This is a genomic window from Brevundimonas sp. GW821-FHT12E07 (assembly GCF_058807035.1).
Genome location: NZ_JBXAQH010000003.1, coordinates 74,709 through 90,542 on the forward strand (window position 1 = coordinate 74,709; position 15,834 = coordinate 90,542).

Sequence of the window (15,834 nt, forward strand, 5' to 3'; positions counted from 1 at the left end):
TACATCTCACGACTGCTGGAAAAACCTAAGTCCAACGACTCGGAACCCACTTTCCTCGGGCCCATGGAAGGCGATCCGGCTGTTCTCTGATCCGACCAGAAATTCGCCTCTGTGCAGGCCGTCACCCGTGATGACAGCACCCGTTCCCGGTGGGCCCCCAGCGCAAACCATCACCGACCCACCATTTGTGTTGGTCAACTCGACTTCGAACTTCAGCGTCTGTCCGCTTCGGATTGGGGCGAAGGTGCTGGCCCAGCCGACCTTCCCGGCCGTCTTGCGAAGGGCGCCGGCGTCGAAGGCGAAGTCGCCTTCAAGGAACCAGTTCTCAGGCGTCTCCAGGCGATCGGAGTCGAGGATCCGCTTGCCGCGCAGGATCTCCTCCAGAGGGCGGCCGGAACGAGGTAACGGTTCCTTGCCGCGGCACAGACCCACTCCGAGGCCCATTTCGTCGTGGAAGGGAAACTTGGCGGCCTGTTCCTCGTGAGGATCCAGCAAGAGCAATTCATGCGCGGCGAAGCACTCCGCGTCGACCAGCCCGTCGCTAACGCCCTTCTCGCCATTGGCCTGACCCCCCATAGCGACGACGGACACGTCGTGGGCGATCAGGAAGCCTGTGGTGAATCTGGCCCAATGGCGTGCTTCGAAGATTGTGTTCCGATACTGCTTGGACGCGTCGATGAAGATCATCTGGGGATTGCCGGCCAGACAGGCTCCGGCCATTTCCGCAGTAAGCGGGTCTGTCGAATCCGCGCAGACGTGCGAGACCTGTGAAGCGAGGCCGGCGCGCCTTGTCCAGCTGTCGCTATAGTCAGTCAGGGCCTGATCGATGTCGAAAGAAATCATCCGGGCATCGGGGCTGATCTTGCGCAGGATGAACCCGATCACCAGAGAGCTGAAACCGGCGTAGTGCCCGAGTTGAACCACATTTCTCATGCGGTGGTTCAGCAAAAGGGTGGTGATCACGGAAAGCGATTGAAACCCGACCTCTCCGCAATAGGGGATGTCGTTGGTTTCCGCGAACCAGTCAGCCAGCACCTGGATCTCGTCGTCCTCGAGAAGCATGGCGAAGGCGGGGTCGATCGTCATCCCGTCGCGGGAGGGGTCGTACCATTTCATCCGCCCGTGCAGCCGTGCGGGGTCCTCGACGGCTACGGCGTTCAGGGCGTCGAGAAGTCGGGTGGCGTATGCACTTCTGCTCAATCGATCCTCCCGCGTCCCGCGGTTTGTTGTCGTCCGCGCGCCAGAGCCTGGCCCCGCAGCGGCGGGGCGTCAGGCGGTCGCCTTGCGACGCGGGACACGCGCCGTTCGTGTTTTGGCTTTGGTCCCGGGCTTGTCGACGGTTGTGCGGAGCCCTCTGACCCGGCCGAGTTCTTCGAGCATGTAGCGTTCAATCAGACGCACCATCTCGATCTCGGTCGGAAATTGTTTTGATAGCTTGATGCCGTTGTCCCTGAGGCGGCCATGGAGGGCTGCATTGTCCAGAACAGACCGAATGCCGTCGGCGAGGGATTCCGGCGTCGGATCAGCCAGAACGGCGTTGGCGTTCGAGCCGTAGTTGACGACGTTCCCGTTCGCCGCCAGGTCGACGACCGGACAGCCGCAGGCCATCATCTCGAATGGGACCAGCGACGGATTTGTGGTCGAGAAGCACAGGCCCACGGTCGCGGTGCGGTAAAGATCGCCCAGTTCCTGGATCGTCTCGGTCATCCCCAGACTGGTGAATTCGAACGGCACATGCTCGAAGGTTTCGGGCTTGTCGCCATAGAAGACGATCTCGACGTCGGGATGGGTTTTCTTGACCAGCGCGAGCGCCGAGACCCCCAGCGGGTAGCACCGCCTCGGCATGTGGGGGCGGGCGAAGAAGATCACGCGGGGAGCGGCTTGCTGCGCCTCATCACCCGGATAGTAGATCGAACGGTCAATCGGGAAGCGGAAGAAGTCTCCGTGGTGATCGCCGATGGTGGACTGGAGCATCCTCAAGGGCCACGGGCCAGACGTTATGAAATAGAAGCCGAAGCTGTACGTCGCCATGGCCCGCACATAGTCGGTGCCCATGGGATAGAACATCGGCTCGAAATCCTGCAGGAAATAGATCTGCAGGGTCGTCCGGTCGTCGTTGGCCTTGGCGATGTATGCGGTCGTCCAGAAGGTGGAGACCATGATGTCGCCGTAGGTGACATCATCCGTGCCCAGAATGACATCGGCGCCCACGTCGAAGAACTCGTCGGCGATGAAGGTGGCGATTTCGGCCCCGTTGGCGAAGCGGTGATTGTCCGGAACCACATGGATCACGCACTCATGGCCGAACTCACCCAGGAAGCGAATGGCGCGGAAGATGTTCCGGTGGCCGCCCGACCCCTCGAAGGGTTGGGGGATTAGCCAGACGATCTTCACCCCGGATCGTTTGGCCAGGTTGTGGCGGGCCTCGCGCACGATCACCGACCGACCCGACCTGTGCTGCTCGATGATTTCGCCGTAGACGGTAACCAGGCGAGCCCCGATAGCCTTGGGCTGGAAGCGTGCCATGCATTCGCGGCGGGCGGCAGCCCCGATCCGGTCTCTTATCTCGGGATTATCGAGCATGAACCGCATCGACTGGTACCAGTCGCGGCTCGTGGAGGCGAGAAAGCCGGTGACGCCATGGTCGATGCTTTCAGCGAACGACGGCATTGGCGATGCGACCGTGGGGACCCCGCACAATGCGGTCTCGACAAATTTGAGCTGGCTTTTCGCCTGGCAGAACAGGCTGTCCATCTCGAACGGAGCCAGGTTCAAGTACAGAGATTTGCTTTCAACCAGCAGATCTTCCCAGCTCATGAAATCAAGACGATAAATCTTGTGTTCGAGGCCTGGTAGAAGTTTCTCCGTGTCCAGATAGCCGATCAGTTTCAGATAGACGTCGTCGTACTCGGTCAGGATTTGAGCTACGGCTTCGGCCGCTTCCGCGAAATCTTTCTGATGAGTCTTGGTGCCGCTGAGGTAGCCCATGAAGCGAGGTCCGCCGACAAGGGGCTCTGTCGCGTCGGCGATGCTCATCTGCCGGTCGTTGACGCCGAAGGGTATCACCCAGGCGTTCATGCCCGTGTACTGTTCGAGATAGCTGGCCAGGAAGGTCGTCGAGGTCGTGACGTACTGGGCCGAGGTCAGCGCCCTGGAAATCTGACGCATGCCGTTCAGATAGTCTCGCTGATCCTTCTTGCTCATGCGGCGATAGACGTCGATCTGATCGACGACGGTCGGATCGAACACCAGGTCGTCCACGTCATAGACCAGCGGAACGCCCAATTCCTTGATGAGGTCGAAAAGGGGGCCGCTGCGCTCGTTGTAGCCGCCGCGGAAGTTCACAACGATCGAGAAAGAACTCAGATAATCGCGATCCAGCCGAGCTTCATGGATGTCCCAGATCCATTCCGCATGATGGCCCTCGAGTTTCAGGGCCTCGATGTGGTTGAAGACCCGATAGCGTTTGCTCGGACCTTCGTTGCAGCCCAAAATGTAGAGAACTTTCACTTGGACACATCCATAGGGCTTGAAGCTTATTTGTCTTGAAGGTCGAGAATGGCCCGGATGTCGGTCGCATCTCCCCAGATCGCGGGAGAGTCATAGAGGCGGTCCGGAAACGCACCGTATTCTGGCCTGATCCTCAGTCCGTTTTCCTCGAGGAATCGTTCGACCCTGCTGCGGAGCGTCTCGGGCTCGCCCGTGCAGCAGTTGATGACACCCAAGATGGCATTCTGGGCATCCGCGGCGACGATCTGCCGCGCGAGATCCCGGACGTCGATGAAGTCGTATTTGTTGAGGCCCGAGGTGAAGGGGAAGGTCGCCTTGCCCTCGGCCTCCCAGCTCAAAATCTTGGCGAAGATCGACTGATTGGTGGCGTCGTCACCCATGATGTAGAAGGCGCGAATCCAGCGGAAGTCGACGGGCGTGCTCTTGAGGCGAACAGTCAGCGCCTGACGCAGGGCGTTCTTGGCTATGCCGTAAAGAGACTGCGGCCGCGTCGGCGTGTTGGCGTCGACCGGGCCCTCCCAGTAACCGACTTCATGCATGCTTCCGAGGACAGTCAGACTGGTCACGCCGGCATCGGTCAAGCTGGTCAGGAAATCGAAATGGGAGGAGAGGTTCGACATGTGACTGTCAGCGAAATGCTGAAAGCCGTCGCGCCAGGCCAAATGAATGCAGCTGTCGGGCACCGCGCCGTCCAAGGCTGCAAGCGCGTCGCGAAAATCAGTCGCCAGATGGGTGGTGCGTGGATCCGCCATGTCGCCCTTCGGGGCGACGAGCAGCACTTCGTCACGCCGCGCCAGAAGGGCATCGACGACGTGCCGGCCGACATACCCGCCGGCGCCAGTGACCAGGACCCGGCGAGCTGTCAACGCGCGGGGCCCTTCAGGCGACGGCCAAGCCGCTTCCAGAATCGACCCCACCGCGAGATGCGTTTGGCGACACGGTAGGGTGGGCTGCGTTGCAGCTTCGACAAGGCGGTGAACTTGGCGTTGAGCGCGTCCGCGCGGTCGGCTTCCTGGCGTGTGCGCACTTCGGACCTTGCCATGGCCAGCTGGTGCGAGGCGGCCTGACGCTGAAGCGCGGCAGCGTGATGGGCCGCCTGGGACGCGAGCGCCTCCGCCATGGCGGCGGGGTTGGGGCTTCCGCGCCCGCGCGCGGGCTGGTTCCCGGCTTGCGCCCGTTCCAGGGCCCAGTTGAAGGCTTCTTCGGGCGTGACCGCAGTCCCGCCGCTGGCTACGACCATCTCCTTGAGCCGAAGCAGGTCCTGCTCCAGCAGTCGGGTCTTGTTCTTGTAGAAATTGCGCTCGGAAACCATGGCCGCACTGTCGCGGGAGATAGTCGTCGGCGTGACAGCAACCGCCAGAACCGTTTCCGGGCGTGTGGCAAGCGATTTCGATGACTGCCTCGGCGCCATTCGGCCTCCATCCGATCCAAATACGCCACCGAAACGCGGACCCTGAAGGTCTTTGCGCGAGGTCGCCGACCCATATCCGCAGGTCGATTAGGATACAAGGTTTACGGATGCCGCCGCCGAGGCTCAAGGGCCAGTAGTTGTGATTTTTTTCCGTTTGCTCTAGCGCTTCGCGCGGCCTGTTGTTGGGGGCGGTGTCGGAGTGTCGTGAAATGCAGCGGCTTGGCCAATCGATCAGGGAGCATTTCCGGATCGTGGGCGCCCTCGTCATGCGGGAAATTCTGACGCGCTACGGGCGTGAGGGAATTGGATTTCTTTGGCTGGTCGCCGAACCCCTGATGTTCTGTTTCGGTGTTCTCATCATGTGGTCGCTGATCAAGCCGCCGTACGAACACGGAATCCGCCTCGCTCCGTTCCTGATGACCGGATACATGTCCCTTCTGTTGCTCAGGCACATCGTTTCCCACAGCATCAGTGCGGTGCAGGCCAACTCAGGCCTCCTCTATCACCGCGGCATCACCGTGCTGCACATCTATTTTTCGCGCTGGATCATGGAGCTCGGCGGAGCGACGATGGCCTTCATGGTCGTCTATGTGACCCTGCTCTGTCTCGGACAGGTCTCCCTGCCGCATGATGTGCTGCTGCTGTATAGCGGATGGTTCCTGATGTCGTTCATCGCGCTGGGAATCGCCCTGATCTTCAGCGCTCTCGCCATCGAGTTCGAGATCGTCGAACGGATCGTCCAGGTCATCATGTATCTGATGATTCCCGCGTCCGGGGCCTTTGTGATGGCGGCCTGGATTCCTGAGAAATATCGCGACGGCTTTCTCAGAATTCCAATGCCGAACGCGATCGAGATGGTGCGCGCCGGAGTGTTCGGCGAGTTCGTCAAAACCTATTACCATCCGGCCTATGCGGCTGCCTGGGCGGCGGTCCTGATCGGAGTCGGGCTGCTGATGCTGGCGCGGGCAAAGAAGCACTTGGAGATCGAGTAGCTTTCTCGTATTCGGCCTGCCTATGAGCTCCGGGACGGCGTAATGACAAAACCGAATCTGACCTATCTGGGGCCTGTCGCCGGACGTGAGGATGCTCGGCCGACCACGGGGCGTGACTGGTGGCGGCGACTGCCTCGGGTCTTCTTGGTCACGGTCGTTGCGCCCACCCTGGTCGCCGCGATCTATTTCATGTTGATCGCCACGCCCCGCTATGTGTCGGAGGCGCGGTTCATCGTCCGTGCGCCGTCTCACAACCAGCCTTCATCGCTGGGCATCGCGTTGCAGGGCGTGGGCCTTGCGTCCACCCAGACGGAAGCGTTCGCGGTCCACGATTACATCAAGTCGGGCGACGCTCTTCGGGAACTGATGACCCAGGTCGATGTCGGCCAGGTTTACGGCAACCGGGGCGCGGACTTTTTCTCCCGGCTTCCGCATCCGTGGCAGGGCAGAAGTTTTGATGATCTCTACAGCGGTTTCCGCGACTATGTGACGGTCGGCTACGATTCCTCGACCGGCATCAGCACGATCCGCGTGGAAGCTTTCCGCCCCGAGGACGCCAAGTCGATCAACGTCCATCTGCTGGCCGGCGGCGAACGCCTGATCAATCGCCTCAACGAGCGCGCGGCGAGCGACGCGGTGTCCCAGGCCGAACGCACGGTGGAGGAGGCTCAGATCAGGCTGACGCGCTCCCAGCAGGCGCTTACGAGCTTCCGTAATCGCGAACGGTTTATCGATCCCGCCCGTTCGGCCAACGCCGGAGCGACCCTGATCGGTGAACTGGCTGTCAATCTCGCGACCCTGAAGGCCGAGCGCGCCCAGGTCGCGGCGTCCGCTCCTCAAAGCCCGCAACTCCCCTTCCTGGATGGGCGTATTCGGGCGCTGCAGTCCCAGATTGATATCGAGCAAGAGAAGATCGCGGGCGATTCCGATTCCCTGGCGCCCAAGATCGGCGCTTACGAGGATTTGGTGCTCGATCGCGAATTGGCGGATCGAGCCATGACGACGGCCATGACCTCTCTCGACGCCGCGCGACTGGATGCGCGCCGGCAGCAGCTCTACCTGGAGCGGGTCGTCGATCCGAGCCTCCCGTCCGAACCGTCGAAGCCGCGCCGTCTGCTCGCGCTGCTGGCGGTGTTTGCGACCTGCCTCATGATCTATGGGACCGGTTGGCTGATCTGGGCAGGCATCCGGGAAAGTAAGCAGGATTGATGGGCGGTGCTTCCTCCGAACCTGGCCTGACGGTAAGAGGCCTTGCCAAGCGCTACCGCGGCAAGGCCGGACGTGTCCTGTTTGAGAACCTCGATTTCGAGGTCGCTCACGGCGAGCGGATGGCGGTGCTGGGCCGAAACGGTCAGGGCAAGTCGACGCTGATCAAGATTCTCGGCGGCGTCCTTGAGCCCAGCGCCGGGACGATCGAATGGCGTATGCGTTCGTCCTGGCCCATCGGTTTCGGCGGTGGGTTTCAGGGCAGCCTGAGCGGGATCGACAACATCCGGTTCATCACCCGGATCTACCACCGCGACTACGATGAGATATTTGATCGGGTCGAAAGCTTCGCCGAACTCGGCAAGGCGCTTCGGCAGCCGGTGAAACATTATTCTTCGGGCATGCGGGCGCGTCTGGCTTTTGGCCTTTCGCTAGCAATTGATTTTGACTGTTACCTGATCGACGAGCTGGTGGCGGTCGGCGATGCGCGGTTCCAGGCCAAATGCTGGAGCGAGCTGTTCGACCGGCGTCAAGATCGCGCCTTTCTGATTGCGTCCCATGACTCAAACCTGATCCGGCAAACCTGCCAGCGCGCCGTCATCGTCGAGGGCGGCAAGGCGAAGCTGTTCGACGATATCGACGAAGCGGTCGAGGTCTACAGTTGGCTCCGGGCGAGCTGATCATGGCGATCGTCGGCGTCTATCAGTTTCCCTCGGACAATGAGCTCGTCTGGCGAACGCTCATGTCGAACGAGGCGTTGGCCAAGGGATGGCTCTACCGCGAGCACGCGTTGGACGTCGCCACGATCGAACCGGGCGCCTCGGTTCTGTTTGTAACGTCCGATCCCGAGATGATTGACCTGGCGGGCGTTGACGCCTGGACGGTCATCGGGGCGGACCTGGATCGAGCCGCGGCCCTTCTGGTCGAGCGTTTGGGCATGGGAGACGACAGTCTCTGGCACATCGCCCGGCGGGGCGTCGCCGCAGATACGTTGTTGCGTCAGGGTTATGCTCTGTTCGACACCAGTGATGACGCGATCGACATCGCTGGCTTCGGCCGTATTTCAGCGGGCCCCCAGGGCGATTCGCCGCGAAGGAGTCCGACGGGGCCGCTTGCCCTCTATTCGCAGTTGCCGGTTCCTGTCGGCGCCCGGGCGGTATGGTCGACCGCGGTCTACAAGCTGGCCACCGAGGTCATGCCGGGCCTCGAGCCGATCGATCTGACCGGAAAGGCCCGCCTTCTCATCCAGGGCCCCTATTTCGACCTCACGCCTGGTGTCTGGACCGTGACGCTTGATGTCGAGGTCGAGGCTCCCGCATGGGGCGTTCCGCTGGTGTTCGAATGGGGACATGGCGCCGACGTGGCTGAGCTGTCGGTCACTGTTCGCGATTCCGGCCTCTACAGGATCGTGATGGAGCACGGCTGGACCGCACCGGCTCATGCGGATCTCCGAATCACCCTTCCCCAGCCGACCTTCCATGGGCGTTTGACGTTCGTCGGCAGCGAGATCGTGCGGACCGCCTAGTCAGTAATCTCGACGGCCGCGCGGATATTAATTCTTGATCGGCTTCTTCATGGATACGGTCATGGCGTTCATGACGTGGTCATAGTAGAATCGGACTTTTTCTAAACCATTCTGTGAAGCGAGCACTTCAAATGCTTGCTCGCAATAGAAATAATAGTGTCCTGGATAGACGTGTTCTGAGCTGAGAACTGGCACTTGGATAAATATGAATGCGCCTGGATTCATCCTTTTTGCGCACATCTCAAAGACGGCTCCGGGGGCAAGGAAATGCTCCATGGCGTGCCAAATAAGAACGATATCAGCTTCGATTTTGCTGACGTCTTCAAATGAAGATACCTTGTAGCGATCTCCAACCTTGTCGCGAACCATGTTGAGGCGGGTCTCGACATGGTCGAAAACATGGACTTCGTCAAAATAGTTCAGGGCGGCGGCGGCGAGCATGCCGCTGCCTGCGCCGATTTCCAGGTAAACGCCGCCCCGTTCGGCACCGACGTCCCCCAGCAGGAAATCGAACATGGCGTTGCCTTGGGCGACGATCCCATCGAACTCATCGCCCTCGGGCACCGCGTAGAAGGTTTCGTCGGCCGCCCAGCGCTTTTGCCATTCTACGACGTCAAGGGCTTCGTTTTCCGTGGTGGCGTTATAAATTCCGGCGCAATACCCGCACATCCACAGCGGGGCAAACCCCGAGTCCATGCTCTTGCATTCGTTGTACTTCCTCAACGTATTTTTCTGGCGGCAAATACCGCAAGTCCGGGTTGAGATTGCATTGGGAATGCTGACCGAGAACGGCAAGGCGAGATCCTTCATAGGGCTGGCCGAGCCTCTCTAGCGGCAAAGAGGGGGGCTTAGGAAGCCCGACTTTCCCGCCCTTCCGATTGCTGTCGGTGCGGCGGCGATCACCCCCTCGGGGCGCAGGGCGGCGACGCGAGCGCGGCCTCGAGCAAGATTTTCTCATACTCTTCGACCTCGCTCGTGAAGCCGGCGCGCGCCGCCAGAACCTCGGGGCCGCGCGCCCCCATTTCGCTTCGGAGCTGGGGATCGGCGACCAGGGTGCGGATCGCCCGGGCAAGCATACGGGTCTTCCCCGGGACATAGAAAATGGCATTCCAGTCGGGCCAGACCATCTCCCTGATACCGAACACGGGCGTCGTGATGATCGGCAGGCCGTAGGCCATGGCCTCCAGCAGCACGCGCGGCGCGCTTTCGACTCTTGAGGTGCACAGGCTGATGTCCGCGGAGGCATAGAAGCGGGATATGTCGGGCTCCGGCCCGGTGACCACGATCCGCCGTGCGCGGTCCGGACCAAGGCGCGCAATGTCGCGAAGCATGGATTGGAGATAGTCGGCTTCGGGATGCGCGCCGACGATGAAGAGTCTCGTTCGGGACGCTGTCAGCCCATCAAGACGCGCCATCGCCTGAACCGCATCGCGCTGCCCCTTCCTCTCGCATACCGTACCCGGCAGCAGGATCATGACCTCCTCGGGCGATATGCCCAACTCGGCGCGAAGGCGCGCTCTCTCGCTGGATGACATTGCCGCCTCGGTCGCGGGAAGGTCGTGCGCAATGGTCATTGTGTTGTGGCGATTGCCCACCTCCGCCCAGGCGCGCCGAGTAGCCTCCGCGACATAGGTCCACCGGGTGGTGCGCTGCAGGGCCTTATAGGTCTCATCCCTCAGTTCCGGCTTCAGCTCGCTGAAATAGGTGTTCCACGGCTCGCTCTCATGCTGCCACATCACCGCCGGAAGGCCTGATCGTGCGGCCGCAAGGATGGCTGGAAACGCGCGCAGGGTGTTGGCGAAGACGACTTCGGTCCCTGTAGCGCGAAAATGTTCGGCAAGATGGTCGATTTGTTCGTCTACGGACGGTCTATCGGCGTCCGCGCCGGCGATGGCGACCGGAATGCCGGCCCGCCCGAGATCCTTGATCAACGGTCCATCTGCAAGGGCCACGACTTCCGCCTGAACCTTGCCGCGTACGGACAGGGCCAGGACCAGATCTACCAAGGTCCGGGGCGCGCCTTCGTTGCGCAGATTATGGGAGATGAAGGTTGTTCGGACAGGATCGATCGATCGCCTCCGTGCGGTGACGGCGAACGGGCGGAAAAGATTACCCTGCCGGGAGAGGTTGCGGTTGTGGAACGGGTCGTTCCCGGGCCAGCGGGACGCCGCCTTCCGGGCTGCCAGGCGCTCTCCGGCGGTGGGCGTCGTCTGCGGGAGTGATACGGACACATCGGGACAGACTAGGCACCCTCCGTCTGGCGCAGCCCGGACACACAAATCCACGAAAGACAGGTGGTCAGGGAAATCGACCGCATTCAGCCCGCCGATTTCCTGAAATCGCGCACGATCCATCATCACCAGTCCAGCTTCGACCGCGCGACACTCCCGCGTGACCAGGGCCAGTTGCATATAGCCGCCTTCATCAGCAGGCAGACCCGCGAAGGCGGGCGCGGGTTCACCGTTTCCCAAGGTTCCGAAAACGCGGCCGCCATCAACGACTCGGCCCTGCGCGAGGGCGCGAGGCCCCACGATGTGAACGCCAGGCAAATCGAGATAGCCGCTCATTTGGCCTATCCAGATTATCCCGTCGATCTCGACGCCGGGACGAAGCAATATGATCCGCTCGGCGTCAGTCTCTTCGGCCAGACGATTGAATCGCTCGGACCCCGTCGCCCCGGCGTCGACCGTGACGGTCTTGCATCGCTCGCCGAGGACGGACGCGGCTCTCCCGATGTCGACGTCGGCCTTGCCGTCCGCTCCAATCAGAACCTCGAAATCAGCGTCCCTGATGTTTGCAAGGGCACGCATCCGCCGGCCCAGGGTGTCGGAGGGACCTGGATCTGGGATCAGAATGGCGAAGCGAAGCGCCGGGCGCGGGAAGTGAGGCTGAAAGACACCGACAGATCGCGCCACCGCCCAGGGCGCGCGCCCGATCGTCACCTCTAGACCGCGTCTCTGAAAGGCTTGACGAACGGCTTCGGCGCCGGCGCCGAAACTGCCCGGCTTGGCGGCGCCAGACATGGCGGTCGAGCCTTCGATCGCACGCCAGTGATATAGGATGCGTGGGATGTGGCCGATATGCCGGGCGCGTTCCGAGGCCCGAAGCACGAGATCGAAATCCTGGGAGCCGTCGAAGGGCTTGCGCATCCCACCGACCGCCTCGAACAGAGATCGTCTGATCGAGACGACATGTCCGAGATACATGTAGGCCAGCAGAAGGGCAGGCGACCAGTCCGGTTTGAACTGGGGGTCGCTGCGACGGCCCGCAACGTCGATCTTGTCGTGATCACTATAGACGAGATCTGCCGTCGGATGGCTTGCGTAATATAGCGTCAGCTCCGCCAGACATTCCGGATCCAGAAGGTCGTCCTGGTCGAGCAGAACCAGGACGTCGTTCGTAGCCGCCGCGGCCGCTGTGTTGGTCGCCTCGCTGATCCCCTGGTTGATGTCATGCTTGCCGATCCGGATGCGGCGATCGCTCCGGGCGAGGTCGACAAGGTAGGGCCAGATTTCGTCTACGCCCCCCCCGTCATCGACGATGCACAGCTCCCAGTTCTCGACCGTCTGCGCGCGCACCGACTCGACGGCGTCGCGCAGCATCCAGAGTTCCGGCCGATACACCGGCATGATGATCGAAAAGGCAGGCGCATTGGCGGCGACAGCGTTCACCGCCGCCTGCAAGTCCTGTCGCGATCTGGCGTTCGGACGGTTGACCTCACACCAGGCCTCGTAGGGCGAGGGGCCGTCGACGGGCGGCTTCCAGGTCCCGGCAGGGGAACGGCGAGGCCAGAGCCAATCGGGCGCACGGCGACGCAAGGCGCGTAGCCGCTTTACAATAACGCGCCCGGCGCGCCCTCCGATCATCACCGCCGGCTCCGGTCACGTTTAAATCTCTGCCCGTCTTTCAGGAAACTGGGCACAGGAACGCGACGAGGGACCATGGTGGAAGGGGATCAGGCCGGCTTGCGGGCCAGGCAGGCCAGGAATTGGGCGACTTCGTCGTTCCAGACGTTTTCGCAGACAAAGCCGGCCTCAGTGCAGAATTTCTGGAGGGCGTACTCGTTGAAGAATGTCAGGTGGGAGCGGACGACATAGGCGTCGCGGTAAGCCGGTGTCTGCAGGAACAGCACACCGCCGGGCTCGAGCCGTTCAAAGATCTCGCGCGCCATCTGATGCGGACTGGTCATCTCGTGAAGCGAATGCCAGGCGACGACCGCGCTGATCGGGTCGCTGACGTCGTTCAGGCCGGCGCCGACCTTGGGCCTGCGGTCCGCCGGGTAGTGCTTCGCCATCTCTTCAAGCGTCCAGGTGTTGAAATCCAGCGCCCAGCCCTCGGTGAAGTGAGCCTTGCTGGCCGCGGCGACCTGGCCAAGACCGGCTCCCAGGTCCACGAGAGCGCCGGCAGGCAGGGGCTTGACCAGATTATCCAGGAGAAATCCGACCACGTTCTGCCCCTGTTCCAGAAGCTGGGGGATGCGGGAGATCGAGTCGTGGTCGGCCCTGTAGAAAGCGTTCTCGGGCGAATCGCCTTCCCCCGGGGGCAGCGTGGACGCTTCCAGGTCCGTCGCGTTCACCAGCACCAGGCAGTAGGTGCAGATGTCGATGTCTACGCGACGATGGTCGATGTCCATGCGCTTCTGAAAGCGCGTCAAGCGGTCGGCCTTGCCGCAGCAGGGGCAGATCTGGGGCATCGGAGTCCTTGCGAAAGAGAAGGCTGGTTCAGACGAAGGTATGGAGGGCCGGGTTTGTTTCGGCGGCCGGCGAAGGAACAGGAGAGGACATCTCTACTCTTTTCAAGATTAGAGCCTCGACCCGTCGCGCCATTTCGGTCTCTGTCGGCAAGGCGGCGACCAGGGCCAGTCCGCGTTCGCGACGCGCCACAAGCTCTGCTTCGTCGTCGATCCACGCCGCCAGTTGCTCGCCCATTCGCGCCGGATCCTGGTCGGCGAGATAGGCGATGTCGGATCTGTCGCCGTAGTTCACCGTGGCGTCCGGGCGTTCCAGATCGACGATGGGTAGCCCGCACGCCATCATCTCATACGGGACGAGGCTGGGGTTCGTCGTCGAAAAGACAAGGCCGAGGGTGGCTTCAGCGTAGGCGTCGGCGAGGTTCTGCAGCGACGGCATCACACCCAGGTGGGTGACGGGGAAATCATACGACATCCCGGCCGCAGCCTCGGATCCGAACATCGCGATCTCCAAGTCCGGCTTCAGTTTGTGAAGCGTCTTCAGGGCCGCGACTCCGATGCGGAAACACCGACGGGGCATGTCCGGCTTGGCGAAGAACAGGACGCGGCGCCGGCGCCTGATCCCGGGCTGTTCGCGATAGACGCCGCGATCCACCGGGAACAGGAAATGATCGGCCTGCATGCCGTAGTCGCGCTTCAGGATGCGCTCACACCACGGACCGGAGGTAATGGCGTAGAGGTCCTTTTTGTAAGTGCTCTCCGCCATCAGGTATTCCGACCCCATTGGGTAGAAGGCAGGCTCGAAATCCTGGACGAAATAGATCAGCGATCCAGCGGAATCGCGAACCGATTCCGCAAGTTCCACCGTCGACCAGTGGGTGGCGATCAGTATATCGACCTTCTCCAGATCCGGAGCAAACCGGTTCACGGAGCCCTGGAAGGGATAGAAGTGACGCTGCACCTGTCGACGAAGCGTCGCCGGATCCAGATCGGTGTCCGAGAAGTAGAGCCGGACATCGTGCCCGAACCGTTCCAGGTGATAGGCGGCTCTGAGGATGTTTCTGTGTCCGCCGCTCCCGATGATCAGGCCCGGCACGATCCACGCGATGCTTCTTCCGGTCGGAGCCGCCCGCGTCTCGACCGGCTGTAAAGAGAGCCCATAGGCCGCCAAGGCCTGGCGAGCGGCGTGGTCGAAGCTGAACCTTTCAAGCACGGCCTGCCGGGCATTGCGTCCCATGGTGCGGCGAAGAGTGATCGACCCCGTCAATTCGTTCAGCTTCGCCGCCCACTCCGCTGGCGTGGAGGCCAGTGCGCCGGTCTCGCCGTCGGTGATCGCAGCGGCGTAAGGCACGGTTCGGCTGGCGACAGTGGGAACCTCGACCAAGGCGCTCTCAAAGAATTTGAGTTCGCTCTTGCCTTCGCTGAACGCATTTCCTTCCTCGAGGCAGGCGAGGTTGATGTCGCATTCCCGCATGCTGTTCAGGGTGTCGAGGTAGGGCATGAACGGCTGCCGCTCAACCTGGCCGGCCAAGTGGCTCCAGGATTCGTCGAGATCCAGATGGCCGACAATGCGGAGTAACACCGACGGGTTGGCCGACATGACGGCTTTGAGGCCCTCGGCGCAGGCTTGGAAATCCCGCCAGTGCGTCTGACTGCCGGAAAAATAGCAGATTCGGACGAACGGGCCGGCGGCCCGGGGTTGCGCCAGAAGGTCCGCCGCGCGGGCCATCTGGGCGGCATTGATCGAGTTCGTCACGTGCCAGGCGTCGCGGCCGAGATCCCGCATCCGGCTGACCAGGAATTCGGTCGAAGCGGTGGCGCGCTCACAGAGGAACATCATGGCGCGATAGGCGCGCACGTCATCCTGATAGCTGGCCCGTTGCTCGGCCGACATCCGCGCCACAGCAGCGATATCGCCAACGATATCGGGCTCGAAAACGTAGTCATCGACATCGAAGACGGTTCGTGTGCCCGACCGCCGGAAATGTTCGAGAACCTCGATCGTGCCGTGCCGGGGATTCAGGGGAGCCCTGAAGAAGACCGCCACCGCAGGCTTCAGGTCCCGGGCGATGACGTCATGTCCATTGGCGACGTCCATCACGAGAACATCGTACCCGAGGTTCCGGAGGCCTTCGATGAGGTTGTAGACCCGGTACCGCTTGGACTCGCCGTCCCAGCATCCGATCAGGAACAGTATATCGGGTTGCAGTTCGGGGCGGGTCGGGACTTGGACAGGCGCCGGCGAGTCCGGCTTGCGGGGCTTCTTCTTCTTCTTGACGCGGCCTTCCAGCCAACGCACTGGGCTGGTGAGCTTCCAACTCAAAGACTTCCGCAGGGCCGCCAGGTCGGTGTTCCTCGCCCTGAGGCGAGCCGTGTCTTGCGCCAGCGCTTCGTAGTGCGACAGAAGGTCCTGGTAACGCGCCGTCTCCACAGCCAACCGAAGCTTGAGATCCGCCGCCTCCGTCGAGAGACGGCTGTTGGAGTCCGCCAACTTGCCAAG

Annotated in this window: 12 protein-coding genes; 4 read left to right on the forward strand and 8 right to left on the reverse strand. The window is 62.0% G+C overall.

Annotation, left to right across the window (positions count from 1 at the left end):
• Positions 1-6 precede the first annotated feature (6 nt).
• The 4 genes from AC1ROD_RS12095 to AC1ROD_RS12110 all read right to left on the reverse strand — a co-directional run bounded on the left by AC1ROD_RS12095 (position 7) and on the right by AC1ROD_RS12110 (position 4,921).
• Entirely contained in the window at positions 7-1,200 is a 1,194-nt protein-coding gene (locus AC1ROD_RS12095) for a class I SAM-dependent methyltransferase (RefSeq protein ID WP_492948515.1), read from the reverse strand.
• Positions 1,201-1,269: 69 nt separating this feature from the next.
• A complete protein-coding gene (locus AC1ROD_RS12100; protein ID WP_492948516.1) occupies positions 1,270-3,510 on the reverse strand; it encodes a glycosyltransferase family 4 protein in 2,241 nt (746 codons plus the stop codon).
• Positions 3,511-3,536: 26 nt separating this feature from the next.
• A complete protein-coding gene (locus AC1ROD_RS12105; RefSeq protein ID WP_492948517.1) occupies positions 3,537-4,376 on the reverse strand; it encodes an NAD-dependent epimerase/dehydratase family protein in 840 nt (279 codons plus the stop codon).
• Entirely contained in the window at positions 4,373-4,921 is a 549-nt protein-coding gene (locus AC1ROD_RS12110; protein WP_492948518.1) for a hypothetical protein, read from the reverse strand. Before AC1ROD_RS12110 ends, AC1ROD_RS12105 begins: the two co-directional genes overlap by 4 nt.
• A 209-nt stretch (positions 4,922-5,130) precedes the next feature.
• Here AC1ROD_RS12110 and AC1ROD_RS12115 point away from each other — a divergent pair, with 209 nt between their 5' ends.
• From AC1ROD_RS12115 to AC1ROD_RS12130, 4 genes are read left to right on the forward strand one after another with little or no spacing between them, the layout of a single operon-like run.
• Positions 5,131-5,913, forward strand: coding sequence for an ABC transporter permease (locus tag AC1ROD_RS12115; protein WP_492948519.1), 783 nt, complete (start codon positions 5,131-5,133; stop codon positions 5,911-5,913).
• A 42-nt stretch (positions 5,914-5,955) separates the two neighbouring features.
• Positions 5,956-7,122 carry a KpsE/RkpR family capsule polysaccharide export protein gene (locus AC1ROD_RS12120; RefSeq protein ID WP_492948520.1) on the forward strand — a complete coding sequence of 389 codons (1,167 nt, stop codon included), beginning with the start codon at positions 5,956-5,958 and terminating at the stop codon, positions 7,120-7,122.
• Positions 7,122-7,799: an ABC transporter ATP-binding protein gene (locus tag AC1ROD_RS12125; RefSeq protein ID WP_492948521.1), complete on the forward strand. Its 678-nt coding sequence runs from the start codon at positions 7,122-7,124 to the stop codon at positions 7,797-7,799. Before AC1ROD_RS12120 ends, AC1ROD_RS12125 begins: the two co-directional genes overlap by 1 nt.
• A 2-nt stretch (positions 7,800-7,801) precedes the next feature.
• Complete coding sequence (locus tag AC1ROD_RS12130) at positions 7,802-8,644, forward strand: hypothetical protein (RefSeq protein WP_492948522.1); 843 nt, start codon at positions 7,802-7,804, stop codon at positions 8,642-8,644.
• Positions 8,645-8,671: 27 nt separating this feature from the next.
• Here the strand turns inward: AC1ROD_RS12130 and AC1ROD_RS12135 are convergent, their stop codons facing one another.
• The 4 genes from AC1ROD_RS12135 to AC1ROD_RS12150 form a co-directional block, all read right to left on the reverse strand.
• On the reverse strand, positions 8,672-9,454 hold the full coding sequence (locus tag AC1ROD_RS12135; RefSeq protein ID WP_492948523.1) for a class I SAM-dependent methyltransferase: 783 nt from the start codon (positions 9,452-9,454) through the stop codon (positions 8,672-8,674).
• An 89-nt stretch (positions 9,455-9,543) separates the two neighbouring features.
• Complete coding sequence (locus AC1ROD_RS12140; protein WP_492948524.1) at positions 9,544-12,315, reverse strand: glycosyltransferase; 2,772 nt, start codon at positions 12,313-12,315, stop codon at positions 9,544-9,546.
• A 284-nt stretch (positions 12,316-12,599) separates the two neighbouring features.
• Positions 12,600-13,337 carry a class I SAM-dependent methyltransferase gene (locus AC1ROD_RS12145; protein WP_492948525.1) on the reverse strand — a complete coding sequence of 246 codons (738 nt, stop codon included), beginning with the start codon at positions 13,335-13,337 and terminating at the stop codon, positions 12,600-12,602.
• Between the two features lie 28 nt (positions 13,338-13,365).
• Positions 13,366-15,825, reverse strand: coding sequence for a glycosyltransferase family 4 protein (locus AC1ROD_RS12150; RefSeq protein WP_492948526.1), 2,460 nt, complete (start codon positions 15,823-15,825; stop codon positions 13,366-13,368).
• Positions 15,826-15,834: the final 9 nt, after the last annotated feature.